Source organism: Paenibacillus sp. NN59 (genome assembly GCF_057597225.1).
The window spans coordinates 833825-853541 of the sequence record NZ_CP199678.1 but is presented as its reverse complement, the minus strand read 5'-3'; the positions used below and the strand labels follow the sequence as shown (position 1 = coordinate 853541).

General features: G+C 46.7%; 16 protein-coding genes. 4 read left to right on the top strand and 12 right to left on the bottom strand.

From position 1 onward, the window contains the following. Window positions 1-7 precede the first annotated feature (7 nt). Window positions 8-625: a DUF47 domain-containing protein gene (locus ACT89M_RS03855; protein ID WP_154891600.1), complete on the bottom strand. Its 618-nt coding sequence runs from the start codon at window positions 623-625 to the stop codon at window positions 8-10. Window positions 626-982: 357 nt separating this feature from the next. Next, entirely contained in the window at window positions 983-2056 is a 1074-nt protein-coding gene (locus ACT89M_RS03850; protein WP_308723327.1) for a DUF3048 domain-containing protein, read from the bottom strand. Between the two features lie 346 nt (window positions 2057-2402). On the opposite strand from ACT89M_RS03850, the gene ACT89M_RS03845 reads away from it, so the two are divergent. Together ACT89M_RS03845 and ACT89M_RS03840 are read left to right on the top strand one after the other, a co-directional pair. Beyond that, complete coding sequence (locus ACT89M_RS03845) at window positions 2403-2942, top strand: DoxX family protein (protein ID WP_090923322.1); 540 nt, start codon at window positions 2403-2405, stop codon at window positions 2940-2942. 231 nt (window positions 2943-3173) lie between these two features. Beyond that, window positions 3174-3386, top strand: coding sequence for a hypothetical protein (locus ACT89M_RS03840; RefSeq protein WP_090923324.1), 213 nt, complete (start codon window positions 3174-3176; stop codon window positions 3384-3386). A 144-nt stretch (window positions 3387-3530) separates the two neighbouring features. On the opposite strand, the gene ACT89M_RS03835 is transcribed toward ACT89M_RS03840, so the two are convergent. The 3 genes from ACT89M_RS03835 to ACT89M_RS03825 form a co-directional block, all read right to left on the bottom strand. Continuing rightward, complete coding sequence (locus ACT89M_RS03835; protein ID WP_308723328.1) at window positions 3531-4316, bottom strand: DODA-type extradiol aromatic ring-opening family dioxygenase; 786 nt, start codon at window positions 4314-4316, stop codon at window positions 3531-3533. A gap of 113 nt (window positions 4317-4429) precedes the next feature. Continuing rightward, window positions 4430-5260: an alpha/beta hydrolase gene (locus ACT89M_RS03830; protein WP_090923326.1), complete on the bottom strand. Its 831-nt coding sequence runs from the start codon at window positions 5258-5260 to the stop codon at window positions 4430-4432. A 285-nt stretch (window positions 5261-5545) separates the two neighbouring features. Then, complete coding sequence (locus ACT89M_RS03825; protein WP_090923327.1) at window positions 5546-5779, bottom strand: hypothetical protein; 234 nt, start codon at window positions 5777-5779, stop codon at window positions 5546-5548. A gap of 411 nt (window positions 5780-6190) precedes the next feature. Between ACT89M_RS03825 and ACT89M_RS03820 the strand changes: the two genes are divergently transcribed. Beyond that, the gene (locus tag ACT89M_RS03820; RefSeq protein WP_308723329.1) at window positions 6191-6982 is read left to right on the top strand and encodes a hypothetical protein; all 792 of its coding nucleotides are present in this window, start codon (window positions 6191-6193) and stop codon (window positions 6980-6982) included. 117 nt (window positions 6983-7099) lie between these two features. Here ACT89M_RS03820 and ACT89M_RS03815 read toward each other — a convergent pair whose 3' ends face one another. Then, on the bottom strand, window positions 7100-8002 hold the full coding sequence (locus tag ACT89M_RS03815; protein WP_308723330.1) for an AraC family transcriptional regulator: 903 nt from the start codon (window positions 8000-8002) through the stop codon (window positions 7100-7102). Window positions 8003-8218: 216 nt separating this feature from the next. Beyond that, a complete protein-coding gene (locus ACT89M_RS03810) occupies window positions 8219-11359 on the bottom strand; it encodes a stalk domain-containing protein (protein WP_308723331.1) in 3141 nt (1046 codons plus the stop codon). Window positions 11360-11665: 306 nt separating this feature from the next. On the opposite strand from ACT89M_RS03810, the gene ACT89M_RS03805 reads away from it, so the two are divergent. Then, window positions 11666-12640 (top strand): hypothetical protein, encoded by a 975-nt coding sequence (locus tag ACT89M_RS03805; protein WP_308723332.1) that lies wholly within the window; start codon window positions 11666-11668, stop codon window positions 12638-12640. A 595-nt stretch (window positions 12641-13235) separates the two neighbouring features. Here the strand turns inward: ACT89M_RS03805 and ACT89M_RS03800 are convergent. The 5 genes from ACT89M_RS03800 to ACT89M_RS03780 form a co-directional block, all read right to left on the bottom strand. Further along, entirely contained in the window at window positions 13236-13841 is a 606-nt protein-coding gene (locus ACT89M_RS03800; protein ID WP_253497460.1) for a GNAT family N-acetyltransferase, read from the bottom strand. A gap of 21 nt (window positions 13842-13862) precedes the next feature. Continuing rightward, window positions 13863-15095, bottom strand: a complete 1233-nt coding sequence (ilvA, locus tag ACT89M_RS03795) for a threonine ammonia-lyase IlvA (RefSeq protein WP_253500345.1) — start codon at window positions 15093-15095, stop codon at window positions 13863-13865. 243 nt (window positions 15096-15338) lie between these two features. Beyond that, window positions 15339-16205 carry an alpha/beta fold hydrolase gene (locus tag ACT89M_RS03790; protein WP_308723333.1) on the bottom strand — a complete coding sequence of 289 codons (867 nt, stop codon included), beginning with the start codon at window positions 16203-16205 and terminating at the stop codon, window positions 15339-15341. Window positions 16206-16469: 264 nt separating this feature from the next. Beyond that, window positions 16470-18770: a beta-glucosidase family protein gene (locus tag ACT89M_RS03785; RefSeq protein ID WP_308723334.1), complete on the bottom strand. Its 2301-nt coding sequence runs from the start codon at window positions 18768-18770 to the stop codon at window positions 16470-16472. Window positions 18771-19098: 328 nt separating this feature from the next. Then, a complete protein-coding gene (locus ACT89M_RS03780) occupies window positions 19099-19704 on the bottom strand; it encodes an alpha/beta hydrolase (protein WP_090923416.1) in 606 nt (201 codons plus the stop codon). Between the last annotated feature and the right edge of the window lie 13 nt (window positions 19705-19717).

Below are 19717 nucleotides of genomic sequence, written 5' to 3'. Positions count from 1 at the left end.
TGGCTCCTTAAGAATTACGCATGATGATGGATTCAAGAACGTTCGCAACATGCTCGCAAGCATCCGTTGTTGTTTCAAGGCGTTCATATATTTCTTTACGCTTGATCAATTCAATCGGATCAGACACCGTAGCGAAGAGATTCTTGATACAGTTACGCAATACTTCGTCGCCTTGGTTTTCCAAATCATTCAGACGAATCGTATATTCACGAATCGCCAGCAATTTTTTCTGGGACAGCAAATGAATCGCCTTCTGAATTTCGTAAGCCGATTGGCGCAAAATCTCTGCAAATTGAACGATATATTCGTCCGGGTCCACCAAATTGTACATATAGAAACGGGAAGCTGTAGCTTCAATGCCGTCCAATACGTCATCAAGAGTTGTTGTCAGTTCCATAATATCATCGCGTTCGATCGGCGTGATAAATGTTTTGTTGAGTTCTGTAATGATCGTGTGCACGTAGTCATCACATTGCGACTCGTACTTTTTCATTTCATTAGCAAAAAGAGTTACATCCTGAAGGTTGGAAACATGCTGGGAGAAATAATCTGCCGCTTGAACAACCGTATCTGCCATATTCTCCAGTGTTTCAAAAAATATGTCCTTCTTCTTCTTAATCTTCATAGCTCTATCCCCTCTTCGAGAAATTGCGCCGATAACCGATGAAACATGAAATGACAACCTTTGATATCTTATCATATTTGTTTCATGGTTTGTACAAAAGCTGCGATCCTTTTTTATATTCTTCTCATATTAACCTGAAATGAATCTTAATTATTTGGAATTATGGCAAAATCAGACTCCGATTTTACACTGCGTTTACAAAACTCCACATAAGTCGACGCGTGACCCGTAACAATTTTCACAAAAAGCGCTATGATACGACAACACATCATCACCAATCTTAACCCTTTTCATGGCTCTCTTTCATTTCAGCCTGCAAAAGTGATTCATTTCGTTGTGCCAATCGTTGTATATGGCTTATTCTTGTTCTGCCAGCTTCACATGATCTGCAAACTGTGGATGGTTCGGCACAATGCTAATGAAAGTTTTCCCGGGCACCAGATTCATTTCACGCCCATCCTTCACAAAACGAATAATATCTCCCTCTTTTCTAACCCATTGCCCGCGAATCATCTTGCCCTTCTGAAACAGCATCGCCTCGCCGCCATGATCCACGTTTACGGATAACCTGCCTACATCGTCGAGCACCTTATGGTCTGCCCCAGCAACAATGATATTGGCTGCACCTAACTGACTGCCGTTATCTTTATCCTGATCTGGCTTCCCGTTCACCATTCTCATATATCGTCCGCTAACTTCATCATAATCATACGCAACTTTGTAACTATTCAATAAATAATGGAGTTCAAACTGCTTCACGCTCTCTCCAGTGGAGGTCGCTCCTGCCTCGTCATACTTGTACACAGGAGATTTAAATTCATGACTGTATCCTTTCTTATCCGTACCTTCTCTAAGCTTGTCTACAGAAGTATATAGATTGTGCGGGGCTTTGCGTTCTTTGGAACGCCAGAAGTAAGGACCGCCATTCGAAATTTCATCCATATGTTGTTTCTGCTGTTTTTGCAAAATAGAATACGCCTCCGGACTGCCTCCGGCATGAATAAGCACCCCATCATAACTTTCGCCAAGCTCAATCAAGTATGGACGAATGCTACGTATTGGGCCGACGGTTTCTGCTCCACCTTCACTCTGAAATATAGCAATGAACCGCGTAATCCCACCTTCGGCAAGCACCTCAATGATAATGTCCGCCGCACTTAAACCAGATTGAGGACGGGCGGCAGGTGCATTGTTGATCATGACCGCTAGTGGCCGCTGCGTAGACGCTTTCTCCACAGCTAGACCCGTAAAAGGAGCTATGAAGGTAGAACGCGCAGGCTCCTCCACAGGCTTCTCTTCTTGAACGGGCGCAGGTGTGGGCTCAGGCTGGGGAATTTGGGCGATCTCTTTATTCTGGCAAGCAACAAGACTAACGGTAAGAAGACAGATCGATGCTGCTGATATAGCTTTGTTCCAAGAAAAAAACTTCAATATAGGACCCCCTGAACGATTTGGCTGACTTTCTTCTGCTCGTCATGTGATATTCCTCTCATGCAGGCAACCATCTCACGTATTTCTTTCCATTTAATCACAACGTTTCCGTTTTGTCTGCGTCTTCTAAGCCTTGTCTTATCTCACAAGTTATCTTTGAATCTTGAAATGAGCAAATAAATATGTCCTAAATGTGAACTTCTTAAACCTTACTTAAAATTTGAACTAGATTGTGATTTTAATCACAAACAAAACACCTTTCGGAATATACAATAAAGACATCAAAGGTGATCACTTAGAAAAACAAAAACAACACACACTAGATTCCATAAAAGGAGTGGTTTATATGTTCAGCTTCAATCAATGGCTTAGAGAAAACAAAGTGGCAATGTGGATTTTGACAGTACTTCGGGTGTATATCGGTTATGACTGGATGACTCACGGATGGAGCAAATTGACCGGCGGATTCCAAGCTGGCGGGTTCCTCACTGGAGCACTTGAAAAAGCAACAGGCGATCATCCAGCGGTTCAAGCTTGGTGGGCAACGTTCCTTGAAAAGTTCGCTATTCCAAATGCCGGATTGTTCGACTTCGTGATCCCGCTCGGTGAATTCCTGGTAGGTCTGGGACTCATTCTTGGATGCTTCACAACGCTGGCAGCTCTGATGGCGATGGTCATGAACTTCGCGTTCCTCTTCTCGGGTACAGTAAGCACAAATGCTCAACTGGTATTATTGGAAATCTTCATCGTCGTAGCTGGTGCAAATGCTGGTAAAATTGGTCTGGATCACTGGGTACTGCCTTACCTTCGCGGATTGTTCAAAAAGGACAGAACCATTCAGCCAACAGACACACCAACCATTACACCCACTAAGAAAACTGCTTAATCATTAAAAATATAAGAAACTCAGCCCTGCTTCCCCCCTTGGAGCAGGGCTTTGTATTGCATTCTTTTCATTCATTGCTTCATAACCTGACAACCTATGCTGATCTGCTCTTATTGCCAATCGCTCTTCCATCTTCTTCAACCATTGTGCATCCGAGTCTCTACACTTGCTCACCAGTAGAATCCCATATTATGATGGTTATAAAGTCTAACAGTACAAAGGAGTATCCCTATGCCGACGCAGCGCCGTCTCGAAACCGACGCCGATTTTCAGGAAGCCATGACCTTAAAACATAAAATCCGGGTATTCAAAGATAACCACCAGATTGACTCTGGAGGTATCATCATTCGTTTTGACGAGAGAACCGTTGTTGTCCAATCCAGTGTGAGTGAACTCGCCTATCACTCACGCACCGAATGTGAGTTGTTCGAACTTCGCAAATAATCACCGCTGAACACCCAAACCCAAAAAAAGGTTCCACTCAGTCAATCAACTGACCGCAGGAACCTTTTTGCTTATTTATAATCATACGACTGTATTCTTCATTTCGCCATCTGAATTGATGTTTCTGTTATCATCTGCCCCAAGTTATATGCCGTCACCAAATTGCCAGCAATTCAAACTTAACGTGCCGCAGGCATACGACTGAAATGATCGCTTCGCTGTGCGAGACATATCTGCTGTGCCCATTGCGTAGAACAATGGCGCAAGATGTTCCATGCCATAAGACGGAACGGCCGTCCGCGCATGAGGAGCTTTTTTTTCATACAGAAACAATTCTCTGGTATTCCATTGCTCTAGACGCTCTCCGAGCCAATCATCAAACTCGATAGCCCAGTCTTGTGGCTCATCATCCTGTGCCAGCATTCTTAAATTATGCACGGTTCCACCACTGCCGATGATCAGCACGTTATCATGCCTGAGTTGCTCCAGCATACGCCCGATATCATACTGCTCTTGCGGAGAACGTAGCGAATCCACCGATACAGCAATCACTGGAATGCTTGCTTCAGGGTACATATGCAGCAGTGGCACCCATACGCCATGATCCAGTCCACGCCCACGAACAGGTCGATGTGGCAAGTTACTACGGGAGAATAACGCACAAATCTCGCTCGCAACATCGGTCTGCCCGACTGCAGGGTATTGTATGTTATACAACGCTGAAGGGTATCCGTAAAAATCATGCAAGGTCTGATGGGACTCATCCATCGTCACCGAAGGATCGGGACTGTCCCAGTGTGCGGTGAATACAACGATGGCCTTTGGAGCCGGCAGCCTGTCTCCAAGCTCGTTCAAAAATTGAGTGTAATCACTGCTCTCCAACGCCAGCGTAGGAGAACCATGCGCAATGAATAGTGCAGGTAATGTCATCGCTGCCAACCTCCAGACACGGATAGGATGCTTACCTCTCTATTTTACCCCGAAGCAAGCGCTTTTCCAAGTTAATACCCGTGACTTTTGATTGATGACGTAAGGCTTATCGCTTAGATCATCCAGTGTTGCCAGTTCTCTTCAATCTTCTGACGCTCCCCGAGCCATTCTCTCGTACGTGTAATCAGTTGTTCGCGCTCTTTACCAGATGAGAAGGTATGATTGCCCTGGAAAATGATTTCCTTGTCGCAGCGCCCTTCCTGGCGCATCCAGAACACTTTTTGATACAAGAACGCATAGTCCACAGGGATGACTTCATCGGAAGTACCGTGCACAACCAGCACATCTCCGCTGAACTTCACAGCTTCCTGGAATGGTTGATGCTCCGCCAAAGAGTCAAAGAATTTAGGCGTAAATTTATAGCCAAGATAGTCGGAAGCCCCTGCTCTCACACCCTCGTCATACACATCCCTGCCCGTAATCTTCACGATATCGTTGAACGGATAACCGACAGCCGACCACATGACAAGATTTTTAACCCGTTTGTCACGTACAGCAGTCAACAGCGCAACTGCTCCGCCCAAGCTATGTCCGATCAGAGTCACACGTGTAGGGTCGACATCACTGCAGTTCACAGCATAATCCAGCACAGAACGAGTCTGCAGTATCATCGACTCTAATCCTTCTGCTCCGTACTCCCCACTGCTCTCTCCGCAACCGATGTAATCAAAACGTAGCACCAGATATCCGTCTTCCGCGAGTTCACGAGCTGTCTTCACGAACAACCGATCCACTCCAATTCGGCTCCCCACAAAACCGTGGCATATGACAGCTAGAGGCACACGTTGCTGACGTGTCTCCTCTTTAATATCTTTGACAACCGGATAGTGAATGGTCGCAGTTAACTCCTCTTCCCCGTGACGAATGCTGATCTGACGTTCCATACGGATTTCCCCTTTCATGATGACCTTGCGCCTAATTCCTTGTTATATATTCAACGTATTTTGATTAATTATGTTTAATCCGATAAGTTTAGTAAGTATTAAGAAGATATTAGTATATTATCATTCCCTCACCCGCAAGTCAACGCGAGAAATGAACACCTTAGGTCATGTAAAGCTGTTCTCTTTTCGTAAGCATTATCCGTAAAAAAAGAGCCTCGCTATATTCAGCAGGGCTCCGAAAATTTCTGATTCATTCCTGTATTCTTGCGTTATATCTGTACGATCCTACTCATAGCTCCTGCGAAACATCGCATGAGTCTCAATACGTCCGTTCCACTCATGTTGCTGACCTGCTCCCTCGTTGTCCCAGAAGCTTCTTCCCTGCCAGTTATCATCATTCAACTCTTCGCCGAACTCAGTATCCTCCACTGCCTCTTCCATCGGTACCACTTCATCCATGGCACCACGGGAATTACTGTTGAGCAGCATCTTTCGTGTGAGATCTGATTGTTTATCCATGCTAACCACACTCCTATCCATCATTTCAGTTTGGAAATGCTACTATTGTGATGGATTGGGCAGCTCTTTATTCACGGTTCACAGAATCGTTGCTTCTTCCAACCAAGCCATGTATATTCACAACTCCACAGGGGAAAATAAAACCAAAATCTCAGGCACGCCTGTCCCGGAGGCCTGTTACCGAAAGGAATGAACTCATGGCACATCTACTCGGATGGATTCAGCATCATGGAAAACTGGTGCTCTTATGCACCTGTGTTGTGTTAGCCTGTATCGGGCTATGGGTAAATCACAAGCAGTTGTTTTATAAGGAATGACTTTGCGAAACGAGAGCCCTTCCCGTATACTAAAATATCGTCAGGGTCTTCATGGAATGGAAGAGCAGAACGTGTGAGACAGGGGGAGCAAGCAATGGGGATTTCCTATAAAAAGCTGAAAGAAATACAAAATCGGCAAATCACAGAGATGAGCCGTATGACACCAGACAACTTACAATTGTATAACCAGATCAGCACCATCGCAAGGCAAGCGCCAGCAGACGAGAAAACACAGGAAGAATGGATTCTCGCTGCGGGAAAAGCCATCGTACAAGCACAGAAAGATAACAAATCGGCACGCGAATTGTACGGCTCTGATCTGGAAGAAGATATTTATACCCAACTTGGAGTAGGCTCAGCAGATACATATGCGCAATCAGGGGCAAGCACAGGGAAAGATTCAAGCAGGGGAAACCGTAGCGGAAGTGTCCCTCAATCTGACGATCAATCGGATACACCAGAACCTGTGAAACGGACACCAACATGGTATGTGATGATTGCCTGGGCAGCCATATCCGTTGTCCTGTTCATTCAAGGATGTGCAGGACTATTCTTCGGTTTAACAGACGGCGATACGGAGGCATTCGAACATATCAGCCTGTTCTCTCTCATCATTAGCGCTGTAGGCGGAATTGCGCTCGTAGAGATGCTGCGCCGATTAGCAGAACGTCCGGACGACCAGGGGACAGACAAACATGTCATGCCCAAAGTTAACGTTCGAGGCATTATCATTTATATCGTGATCGTTGTACTTGTTCTTTTTGTGGGTTATCCACTTCGGGATAAACTTCCTGTGTTCTACATGGCTCCATGGGTTAGCGCCGTTATTGGTATTGTTGGTCTTGCTTTAATCCGGCCTATTTTCGGGCAAAAAAAGCAGGCATGATTGAAGGAGGCAATGTCGAATGTGGTTGTTTCGTGGTACACATAGATATTCTTTTACTTTATAAGAAATTCCATTCAAGAGACCGTCAGGTCTCTTTTTTTATTGCAGATTCGTATTTTATTTTTGACGGGGGTGAAGGGTCTGCTCCAGTCTGAGCTGATTGCGTAGTTTCATACCTTTGCCTGGCGTTTCCCCGAATTCACGCTTGAACATACGAATAAAATAATTCACTTCCATGCCTACATTCTCCGCAGCTTCCTTCACACTAGCCTCAGGATGTTCATTAAGCCACTCCAGTCCCTTTTGTAAACGCCAGCGTTGCATATACTGATGTCCAGTCACGCCATAATGCTGATGAAATAAACGATTCAAATGCTGCACAGAGTAACCAACTGCCTCGGCCACATGTTTCAATAACAGATCGTCCTGATAATGAGCCTGCATCAAAACGATTGCCCGGTTGAGTCCCTCCAGACCAGCTTCGGAACTCCCATGTACATGTGAAACATAACCAACTGGAGCCATAGCCTGAGCCAAGTCCAGAATCAGCTGGTAAATCAAAGTGGACATTTGCCACATCGACATCCCGCCCTGATCCAACCCCTTCCACAGTTCCGTCATCTGTGACCAAATCAGCTCAAACGCGGTTAATGTGCGAGGTCTTTCGCACATGATGCCTGTCGTCCGAAGTACTGATTCTGCTGATTCGCCGCCGATCCCAATAAACCCCAGTTCTCCACCCGTTCTTGTATGCGGGGTATATTCGTGAGCAATGCCCGGCTCCAGAGCAAACAGTTGCCCTGCGCCCATTATGATCGTTCCTTTGCCAGAGATATTAAACTGTCCTCCACCATTACGCACCAAAAATAACTGATACACCGGAAATCCCCCTGGTCGATGCAGTCCTTTCTCTTCCTGTGTACCTACACCGTACAAGTATAGCGGCATCCGGGAATCCGGCTGCCCCGTCAAACGAAATGGTAACATTGCATCCTTCCTTTCGGCCCATGAGCTAGTCACGCTCTATGACTCCTATTATCCATGGTTTGATCCAAGACCAGCAATGGCCTTAGGAACCTATTTGAGCGTGTCTAAATATGGAAAAATAAGGACATATGTCGTACCGAGAGCGGTTCACTTTCCTCGGCATTAACGGATGCAAAGAAAAAACTCCCTTTCCAAGGAGGGAAAGGGAGTTGAAGCATTACAATTCTATTGCTAACTTTGTGCCGTAGTTTACTGCGGAGGAGTTGATTGTGTAGCTGCTGGAGCTTTTTCGAGCTTAAATGCTTCAGATGGATTAGAGATCGTACTTCTATTGGTTGTTGTATTAGACGCAACTGACACAATATATACGGTGTACTCTTCTCCTTCCACAAGACTAGCCCCTGTAGTATCTTTAACATTGGTATTCAAAGTAACTTCAACCGCTTTGGGATCTCCTACTGAATAGTTACTGCTGGAAGTAGCTGTAGCCGGATCAACAGCCCCTCTTCCCTTCACAATATACAATTGATATGAGGAAATGCCAGCTTCATTAGATGGTTTGGTGAAAGTCAACTTGTAGATTGCTTCAGTTACAGTACTTGATTTCTGTAGACCCGTAATAACGGCTGCTTGAACAGATTGTACTATGTTACTAATACTAAATTCGTCGGAAGCCACTGAAAGACTTGACGAACGAGTTGTACTGTCGGATACAGACATAATAAACACTCTATACTTTTTCCCGATCTCGATAGATCTGTTATTAATATCCCGGTATCCATCGCTCAATGCGAAAGTAGTGCCTGCACTGCTTTTATCCAAATCATTATAATAATTAATATTCATCGCTGTATTTAGCGTAAAACCAGGTACCTGATCAGCCGGGACAATAAACAGACGATATTTGGCAATGCCTGTTTCATTCGATGCTTTGGCAAAATTTACGGTTACATCAGAAGCGTTACCCGCTTGTTGTCCCTGATTTTTAACCGCTACACTTACACTGCCCACTGCTACTACAGGAGAAGCACTACCTAATTTAACCACAGGCGATGCTGAAGACAGCGCGCTCGATTGAGATGAATTATTATTCACCGCCAGGACGAATACCCGATAATCAACATTATCGCCAATAAGGCTACCATCCGTTGCTCTAGCATCACTTGCTAATGTGAAAGCCTGATTACTCCCACTTTTACTTCTATACGTGTAGAAGCCGTTATTCAATGCAGCATTCAGATTAAAACTTCCTACAGCCGTATTTTTCACAACAAACACACGATAATGATTCACATTATTCTCATCCGTTGACCGGTTGAATGTTACACGCAGATCACTGCCATTCCCGTTATCCGCAACATCGGTTGCACTCACACTGGTCGGTGCGATAACCGTTGCATTCGGTGTTAGCGTAATTTGAGCCGAAGATGAGGAAAGTGCGTTCTGACTCCAGTTCCCGTTACTATTTACGGACAGAACAAATACACGATAAGCGTTGTAGTTCGCAATTCTATAGCCATTCGTATCCACCGAGTTACTCGAAAGTGTTACGGTCAGGTTACCACCTGTTTTATTCACTTGTGTATAATTGTTCGACGCATTTGCAGCATTCAGGTTGAAGCTTCCTACGTTATTGGCAGGTACGACGAATACTCGATAGTGAGAAACATTGGACTCATCGCTTGCTTTGCTAAACGACACGCGCATGTCAGTTCCATTTCCGTTATCCGCAATATCTGTAACAGACAGGTTCGTTGCCACACCTGCATTGCTATTGGAGGTCAGTCTCAAGACATTGGAGGAAGCTGACAACGCATGGGTATAGTTGTTCTGCTGAGTGCCTGCTGCCATGACAAAGATGCGATAATCCTGCAAGTTTGTGATGTTATAACCGCTGGTATCCCGCATATTCGATGGCAATGTAACCACGAGGTTATTACCTGTTTTGTTCACGGTATAATATAAACTGGAAGACAGATTACTTGCTGTAGGCAAGTTAAAGCTGCTGGCTACCGAGTTGCGTACAACAAACACACGATAGTTCGTTACCTTTGATTCATCCGATACACGGTTAAAGCTCACCTGAATATCGCGTCCATCTCCATAATCCGAGATGTCTCTCACTTGTGTAATGACCGGAGCCGGAGTTGAATTCAAGGACAACGTCAGGGAAGACGAAGCCGCAGACAGCTTGCTATCTGTTGCTGTATTCGCACTTACAGACATAATGTATACAACATACGCGGTTCCGTTTTTGATCAACTCGCCCGACGTATCCCGCGATGAAGAGTTCAGTATGCTTTTGACTGTACTGGAATTCCCTTTATTGATGATCGTGTAATTCGCGCTGGATACCTTGCTCGCAGCAGCTTGGTTAAATGAGGATGCGTCCTTCGCCTTCACAACAAATGCACGGTAACTCGTAATATTCGAATTGGTGCTTGGCTGTGTGAAGTTGATCTCCAGATCCCTTCCGTCGCCATTATCGCTAACATCGGCAATGCGCAGTCCCGTCACAGCTTGAACAGAAGGTTTCACCTGGTTCAGCTTCAGAACCTGTGAAGACCAGCCTAGATAGTTTTGGTTGTTATTGTTGCTGTTACCTACAGTCAGTACATACAATCGATAGGATTCATTGCTATTCAGCAAATCACCGTTAACGTCGCGTGTCTGAGCGTTAAGTGTCAGCTTCGGATTGGTGCCGTTTGGTGTAATTGAAGTGTAGTTCGCCGGAGATACGGCTGTAGCAACGGATTCTTTAAAGCTGTTGATATCCCCACTTTTGACCAGCATCACCCTGTAAGCTGACACTGTTCTCTCTGACTTTGCACGTGTGAAGCTTACCGTCAGGTCACGGCCATCTCCGTTACTGCCAGATACGGATCCATAAATATTCCAAGCAGAAAACTGCGTATCATCAACCGGCGTTTCAGGTGTATATGTGGTTTTAACATCCACACGCTGACTGCGTGAGTTCCAGAATACTTTTTCCCCAAAAGCTTCGCTCACAAAACGAATGGGTACCATCGTACTACCTTTAATCGTACTCGCAGGAACATCCATCACATTCAGTTGACCATCGATATATGCAGCCTTGGAACCAAGTGTTAATTTCACTTCCTGATCCCCACGGGTTGCTGTAATGGTTTTCGTTTTATTGTTGAACTGCACTTCCGCGTCAATTCCTTCAAAAATCGACCGGAGTGGAACGAGTACACGTCCAGCCTTCATCACAGGGGCTTGAACCGCCGGCACCTCAGTACCGTTAATATAAATGCTGATTCTTGCAGCTGCATCCATCACCGATGTTGGCAGTGCAGACATAAGCATGGCTGATACAGCCAGCGCTGACATCACTTTCTTGACTTGATTTCCTCCCGCTTTCCTCATAAACCTATCCCCATTCTCCTATAATTGGTACACTCTTATAGTTAGCTGTTCATTTCAGTAATTCCTGTATTTACCTATGCACAACTAAGACGTTCCGAATCGTTAAAAGGTTTCCGGTTCCCCAAAAATTATTTTCGCAGAAACATTGGCCTTGCATCCACCTGTAAAGGTTAAAATTAACAGAAGATTTTGTCATCATTCCGAAACCACTTCTTGTGCCAATTGCTTTAATCTGTGTGTAATAGTGAATCAAGTCTACTTTTCATCCTTATCTGTTCATTCCAAAATTACAGGAGGTTTATATCCATGACATCATCTTTGTATTTTTATAAAAAGAAAGGTATGCGTACGCTGCTTACCGCTACGGCTATTACTCTATTGTTACAAACAGCGGTTTCCCCAGTCACTGGCATCGCTTCTGCTGCCCCTGCTACGGATAGCAAAGTAACATCGGCCAATTCAACCGCAATCTACAAATCTTTTCAGACCATGCTCTATAAAAAAAATGGCCTGCCCGCGGCAGACCGTTATCTGGAGTCTAAAATCAGCCAGGTGACTCCTTATCATGCAACCTTGATGGTGCTTCAATTGGAAAATGCCCGCTTCAAAGCGCTAACGGCCATAACGGATCGCATGCTTGTTCCCAATGTTCAGGATCAGATGCAGGAAATATACAAATGGAATGACAGCTTCACCCAGCTGATGTCCCGCACCAAGGACACGAGTCTCCGTTCACTGCTGCAACAGGCCAGAGACAGCGGTTATCGTCTTACGATGATCGAGGGTTATCTCTATCCAATCATGAATTATGCCGCATTTGAAAAATACACTTCTTATGTAAATGAAGATATCAAACAGTACATTCGCATCATGGCAGTCGAAACGAGCAATATCGCCTCTGAAGATGGGGGGCTGATGATCGGATATCAGGATATGCTGAACCGTGCGCTGAATCAAGAGCGGTTCCTGAATGATTTTCCTAAGTCTAACCGGAAAAACCAGGTACAGATGTTGATGAATCAATACACCTTGTACACCTTTTACGGGCTCGATAATACCCCGCTGTTCGATTACGACACCAACGTAATGGTGCCCAATGCTCAAAAAGGGTACAAAGCTGTCTTACAGCGGAATACTTCCGAGGACAGTGCTTTTTTGAAAAAACTGAATGCGTTCATGGATGTCGTCGCTGAATCCAAGTTTGAAAGAACAGAGGCTGTCGACAAATGGCTGGAACAGAACGTATCTAGGGATGAATATCTGCCGGAGTACGGTATATAAAAGTTTTAGATCAATCTAACGGTAACAATCAGCCAATGGCCTGGATAAGCTGGAGGTAGAGCAAGGGAGTTAGGTTAAATAGATGTGTGCATGCAATGGTAAGCTTGGAATAGTCAACATTTTTCATACACCGTTCCTTGTGCTAGTCGCGTAGAAGGTTGTACGGATGAAAAAAATTCTAACGATCACCACAGACCTTATTTGGCCGACTTAGAGGTGTTCAGTGATCTAACGATCACCAGAGACGCTATTTCTTCTGAAATGAGCAAAAATCAATGATTTCTCGTCTGAAATGGGGAAATAACGTTTCTCCTGATCGTTAGAATTTTAAATGAGTTGAAATCGACCAAATAGCGTCATCTGAGATCGTTAGCCTGTCAGCTTATATTGCTCCACCGCCGCTTTATCCAAAAAAGACGAACCCACCGCCCTCGGCGTTGCTTCGTCTTTTTTGGCGTATCTGCTGTTAACTGACTAAATATAGTTGTTACGGGTTCACGATACAGATGGTGTCCCTCACTGTTACATACGTAAGCATCCATCACTCAAGCGTTGGCTCCTTTTGAGTGCGAAGCTCGAATGCATTCCAGCCAATCTATAGAACTGAGAGCTCTTTGACCATATGGTAATACTCATGTCCACCGATGAGAATCACTTCATCTTGAACATAGCCTTGCCGTTCATAGAGCTGCATGGCGCGGCCATTGTCCTGCTCCACGATCAGGGCAACCTGCGTGTGCCCGAGTTCTCTTCCCTGCTGCTCAAAAGCAGCCATCAGTGCACGGCCGATGCCCTGCCCCTGAAATGGCTCACTTACCGAAAGAGTATCGAGATAATACTCCCCAGGGCGGGTTTCTTTTACCAGAGCATATTTCTCATCGCCATCACGTCCGGGACGATTCAGAAGCGGCTGGTCCAGACGATCCACATCATCACCGGCGTACGCTACCAGCATGCCAGCAATCTCACCATCCTGCTCCATCACAGTTATATTTTGATAACTGATCCGGTTATTTTCCTGTGTAACAAACTCACGTAAGACGTCCATTGCCCGCTCATGGTCCGCCTCCCCCGCAAGTGCATAAGCGATATCCCCAATCGCCTGCACCAGCAGCGGGATGATCTGATCCACATCTTCCTTCCGTGCAGGTCGGATCTGAGGCACTTTCTTCTGTTGCTCTGACCCTATAGTAGGTTTCACTTGTAAAAAGACACCTCTCTCTCAGATCAACATGTTGAACAGATTTAAGTTTTTGTTCAGCTCAGTGTAGGCGATACCTTTGCGGTTCATACGTTCGATGAGTGGCTGGTAGTCTTCCTTGTACATGAGCTCGATGCCGACTAAGGCAGGGCCATTTTCCTTGTCATGTTTTTTCGTATATTCAAATCTGGCGATATCGTCATTCGGACCGAGCACTTCCTCCAGGAACTCACGTAGCGCCCCAGCACGTTGCGGGAAATTCACCATGAAATAATATTTCAGACCTTCGTAGATCAGGGAACGCTCTTTGATCTCCTGCATCCGGTCAATATCATTGTTACCGCCGCTGATGACACAAACTACCGTCTTGCCTGCGATCTGTTCGCGGTATTGCTCCAGTGCAGCTACAGCCAGCGAGCCCGCAGGCTCCACCACGATCGCATTTTCGTTATATAATTCCAGAATGGTTGTGCAGGCTTTGCCTTCTGGCACCTTCACGATATCATCCAGGATGTTGCTACAGATGTCATAAGTCAAATCACCGACCCGTTTCACCGCTGCCCCATCCACAAATTTATCGATATCATCCAGCGTAACCACTTGTTTGCGGAACATTGCTTCACTCATGGAAGCTGCCCCAAGCGGCTCAACGCCGATGATTTGTGTTTCAGGACTAACCGTTTTCATGTAGGTTCCTACCCCAGCCGCTAATCCGCCGCCGCCAATGGTGACAAATACATAGTCTGCATTCTCATCAAGGCTTTCCATGATCTCCATCGCAACTGTACCGTTCCCTGCAATAATCTTCGGTGAATCAAACGGATGGATAAAGGTCATGCCCTGCTCGTCACATGCCCGCATCGCTTCCGCATACGCATCATCATACGTATCACCGATCAGGACAACTTCTACATTATCGCCGCCAAAACGTCGTACCTGTTTCACTTTCTGGTTCGGTGTTGTGCTTGGCATAAAGATTTTGCCGTGAATGCCCAGTGCATTACAGCTAAAAGCTACACCCTGTGCGTGATTGCCGGCACTGGCGCAGACGATGCCTTTCTCCATTTCGGCAGGGGTCAGACTGCGTATCATATTGTAAGCCCCTCGAATTTTAAAAGAACGCACCACCTGAAGGTCTTCCCGTTTCAGATACACATTACAGTTATATTTAGCCGAAAGTACAGCATCCCGCTGTAGCGGCGTTCTGACAATCACTTCACGCAGCACATGATGTGCGCGTACGATATCTTCCATGCCTACATGGACATTTCTAGAACCTTCGTTTCCGGCTCCCGTTCCTGTTGTTTCTTGATTCTCTGGTTTCATCTGTCTCCACACTCCGCTTATATGGTCTAACAATGTCATCCATTGCTTTTTCTTTTTATTGTATCACTTTTGCTCTGTCCTTGCGCCCGACACCGGGAGGAACAATCTTCTACTCGCTATAACGACTGTACTCAAATACTTTACATTTCTCATTTTCCACTTTCTTATCTCTTACTCCGCATCGCGTATCATTCGCATGATCTCATTGACGATCACTTCAGGATCTGTAAACATCACCATGTGACCCGAACGCGCTGCTTCTACCCACCTTGCATTGGCTAGCTTACTCACCGTCTGACGGTGAGCTTCAACAATGGCAGGTCTGATTTTACGTTCTCCCTTGCCCGGCAACGTACCCGAAATAATGCTAACTTCCAAGTCTCCCAATTCGGGAGGTTGCTCCTGTAACCCCTTTAAATCTTGCAAAAAATTCTTTCCCTCCGCAGCCATCGTCCGAGCAGCTTGTACCGTAAAGTCCTCCCGGCGGTGATCTGCTACAACGTCATCAGGCTGACTAAGAAAGTCTTTGATGCCAAGAAACCGATACAGGCCCACACGAGCCAGAGCGGGAATAAGTGCCCCATTTATCGCAAAACCGACCTTCGCCATACGGGAAAAATATAACTCACAATGCTCATCCGACGGGTCAACAAGAATGATACCCTGCAGACGTGACAGATTACTAGCGGCCGCTACACGTACAATTGGCCCTCCCCAGCTATGCCCCACCAGAATAATCGGCCCTGTCCCGAGCGCTTTTAGCAGGTCATTCAGGTCTACCGCAATCCGGGTGAGCGTGCGTGGAGAAAAATCAACATCACTTCGTCCCGCTCCTGCCCTGTCATACACAACGGTACGTGCATGCTCCGCAATCGTCGGCACAACCAGCCCCCATGTAGATCTGGAAACGCCCATCCCCGACTCAAAAACGACCGTCACTTCTCCAGCGCCCTTCGACATGTAATGCAACTTCCGGCCATCCCGGGTCTGAATATACGCACTTGAACCCAACGTATGTAATCCAGCATCATGACTCATTGCTTCACCTTCCCTCCCCACTGATCCACAGTATCCCGTCTCTCATCATGCTTCTAAATGAAAATGATTATCAATTACTAATTATACCTTTTCCCCTGTAAAAAAAGAACACCCGATCCATCACCGGATCGGGTATCCCTCTCAGCCTTGCAGTAGCTGAACGTACAATATAAAACTTACAGCCTCGCGCCCTTTTCCTCGCGCATAGCCTCATTACTTCTTCACAGATCACAGGTCATGGAGCAGAATCGGGATGAAATTCTCTTATCCGCGAATACCGTGATCCTTGTTATTCATCTGATCCAGTAACTGATTCATCGTATCCTCGGTCATCGCGCCACCGCTAAAAGCCACAAGGGCACGCAGCGGCATATATTTCATCATCGCGTTCATCATGTCCGCATGATCATGATCACCGGAATCGTCACCGCCACCAAAACCGCTCGCTTCCTGGAATTGCTGCAAAGCCTGCTCAATCAGCTTTTTATTCTCGGGGTCGCGCTGAATATCGCCCAGGGTACTATTGCGTGTATACGTTGGAATGAACGTGGCAGTAGACTCTACGCTTACCCGAGTCTGCATACGAATATCACGCGAAGAGCTACCGAGCTGTATATCGAACTCCCCCGTCTCGACATGCCAGTCTTTCATATCCACGTTGTAATACGCGAACGAACGCTTATTCAGCGTGAAATGAACTATTTTGGACTCGCCAGCCTCCAGTGCCACCTTCGCAAAAGATTTCAGCTCCCGAACCGGACGAATCACTGTACTCTTAACATCACTAACGTACAGCTGTACGATCTCTTTCCCTGCACGCTCCCCGGTATTGGTGACGCGTATTTGTACCTGCACCTCGTCCAGATCCGTTAGCGCTGTGCGATCTACTTGTAAATCGCTGTACTCAAACGTGGTATAACTCAAGCCGTATCCAAAAGGGAATAGCGGGTCCAGCTCTTTTTTATCATAATAACGGTAACCGACGAAGATCCCCTCACGGTAATCCACACGATCTGCCTCACCAGGGAAGTTCAGATAGGACGGATTGTGGCTAAGCTTAGCCGGGAAGGTCTCTGCCAGTTTACCGGACGGGTTCACCTCACCGTAGAGCAGATCGGCGATTGCGCCTCCTACGGCCTGTCCGCCAAGATAAGCTTCAAGCACAGCTTGGACCTGCGACAGCCAAGGCATCTCCACTGGAGAACCATTGCTTAGCACAACCACTACACGAGACTGCACCTTGGCAACCTCTTCAATCAGACGAATGTGGTTGTCTGGCAGACGCAGGTGGGCACGGTCATACCCTTCGGATTCGTATCGATCCGGCAATCCAACAAATACGACAGCGGTATCTGCCGCTTGTGCAGCCTGAACAGCCTCCTGCAACAGTGTCTCATCCACATCGTCCTCTTCAATCCGGTACCCTGGTGCATACGAGATGGTCACTCCATCGCCTGCCACAAGAGTCATCTCGTCCACAATATCATCGACCTTGGTCGGATTAATGTGGGAGCTCCCCCCTCCCTGAAAGCGAGGTTTACGTGCAAAAGCACCTACGATGGCTACGCTACCTTCACGCTTTAGCGGAAGAAGCCCGGCTTCATTTTTCAACAAAACCATACTCTCGGATGCCACTTTACGTGCAAGCTGATGATGTTCATCTTTATCGTACGAAGCGCCTTCTTTCTTATGATCCACCGCTTTGAAAATTAAGGTCAGCAAACGCTCCACCGCAAGATCCAGCTTGTCCATGGGCAGCTTTCCGCTCTCTACCGCATCGATCACCTTACGTTCTCCAATACCGCCGCTTGCTGGCATCTCCAGCTCCAGTCCAGCTACAAGGGCATCCGCCCGCTCATTCACTGCACCCCAGTCCGAGACAACCAGACCTTCATGGCCCCATTCATCCTTCAATATGTCCGTCAGCAGCCACTCATTTTCACCCGCATACGTACCGTTCACTTTATTATAAGAACACATGACCGTCCAAGGCTGTGCATCCTTCACTGCGCCTTCGAAGCTGGCCAGATAAATCTCGCGTAGCGTCCGTTCGTCTACCACCGCATCAATCGACATACGGCGCTCTTCCTGGTTATTCACCGCAAAGTGTTTGAGAGACGTACCCACGCCCTGGCTCTGCACGCCCTGAATATGAGCGGTAGCCATCTGAGTAGATAAGAGTGGGTCTTCAGAAAAGTATTCAAAGTTCCGTCCGCCCAAGGGAGAACGTTTAATATTTACACCCGGTCCAAGCAGTACCGCCACATCTTCGGCCTGACATTCTTCACCCAAAGCCACGCCCACCTGACGCGCCAGCTCGGTATCCCACGAACTCGCCAGCCCTGCCGCAGACGGGAAACAGGTTGCAGGTACACTTGCGGTCAGACCCAAGTGATCTGCACTGCTGTCCTGTTTGCGCAATCCGTGAGGACCATCCGTTACCATAATAGATGGAATGCCGAGATGCTCCACCCCTTTCAGATGCCAAAAGTCGAGCCCTGAGCACATTCCCGCTTTTTCTTCCAGTGTCATCTGCTGTACCAAATCTTTGATGTTACGTTCCACATTAACCCCTCCAGTTCATGATATTCGTGTAGTGTCGAAGCTATATAACAAGCATACTGCGTGGACTCTCACTATTTCAAATCCTTACCCGGTTTGGCACGTTTACATAACAGATGTGCTCGTTTTTCGTGAGGCAAATAAGTTAACTTAAAGATTTTACACGGTGCACTCCGATGACAGAATAACCTTCAATCGCTGTTATCCTATATAGATTAATAAAATGAAAAAACAGCCCGATCTCAACGATCAGGCTGCCTGCGAACTTCTTATATATGTCGATATGTGCTAGATCTCGTAATGCAATACATCCACAAGTACTGTACCTGTATTACACCTGTGTTGTATACCATGCTGCCGCGGCTTCTGCCTCGGTACGTGTCAGTTGATGCCCCTGACGTTCCCAATGCATATGCACATCGGCACCCGCCCCGCTCAGCAGTGAAGCCAGTTCCTCCGTTTCACGTCTTGGCACAATTGGATCATTCTCTCCTGCACCGATGAACACGGGCAGTCCTTTCAGATCAGGCAGTGTCAGTCCGCGAAGCGGCACCATCGGATGGTGCAGGATTGCTCCCTTGAATACATCTGCCTGATGGAACATCAGACTTGCGGCAATGTTGGCACCATTGGAATAGCCCAGCGCATACACGTTCGATCGATCGAATCCATATTCCACCGCAGCAGCATCGATAAAGGCTCCCAGCTCTGCTGTCCGTGCAATCAGATCCTCTTCATCAAAGACACCTTCTGCAAGGCGGCGGAAGAAACGTGGCATCCCATTCTCGGACACGTTACCTCGCACTCCAAGAATCGCCGCCCCCGGAGCAATCATCTCTGCCAGTCCGATCAGATCATTCTCCGTTCCACCTGTACCGTGGAGCAACAATATTGTCGCCGCATCTGCCTGCGCACCTGCTTTGTAGATATGTTTCATCGTCGCTGTACTC

Bases quoted from the DNA above. Each gene is read 5' to 3' on its own strand.
- ACT89M_RS03790 (WP_308723333.1), bottom strand. From the start codon at position 16,205: ATGAGTCATGATGCTGGATTACATACGTTGGGTTCAAGTGCGTATATT.
- ACT89M_RS03820 (WP_308723329.1), top strand. From the start codon at position 6,191: ATGGGGATTTCCTATAAAAAGCTGAAAGAAATACAAAATCGGCAAATC.
- ACT89M_RS03810 (WP_308723331.1), bottom strand. From the start codon at position 11,359: ATGAGGAAAGCGGGAGGAAATCAAGTCAAGAAAGTGATGTCAGCGCTG.
- ACT89M_RS03845 (WP_090923322.1), top strand. From the start codon at position 2,403: ATGTTCAGCTTCAATCAATGGCTTAGAGAAAACAAAGTGGCAATGTGG.
- ACT89M_RS03825 (WP_090923327.1), bottom strand. From the start codon at position 5,779: ATGGATAAACAATCAGATCTCACACGAAAGATGCTGCTCAACAGTAAT.
- ACT89M_RS03780 (WP_090923416.1), bottom strand. From the start codon at position 19,704: ATGAAACATATCTACAAAGCAGGTGCGCAGGCAGATGCGGCGACAATA.
- ACT89M_RS03840 (WP_090923324.1), top strand. From the start codon at position 3,174: ATGCCGACGCAGCGCCGTCTCGAAACCGACGCCGATTTTCAGGAAGCC.
- ACT89M_RS03830 (WP_090923326.1), bottom strand. From the start codon at position 5,260: ATGGAACGTCAGATCAGCATTCGTCACGGGGAAGAGGAGTTAACTGCG.
- ACT89M_RS03855 (WP_154891600.1), bottom strand. From the start codon at position 625: ATGAAGATTAAGAAGAAGAAGGACATATTTTTTGAAACACTGGAGAAT.
- ACT89M_RS03805 (WP_308723332.1), top strand. From the start codon at position 11,666: ATGACATCATCTTTGTATTTTTATAAAAAGAAAGGTATGCGTACGCTG.
- ACT89M_RS03835 (WP_308723328.1), bottom strand. From the start codon at position 4,316: ATGACATTACCTGCACTATTCATTGCGCATGGTTCTCCTACGCTGGCG.
- ilvA (WP_253500345.1), bottom strand. From the start codon at position 15,095: ATGGAAGATATCGTACGCGCACATCATGTGCTGCGTGAAGTGATTGTC.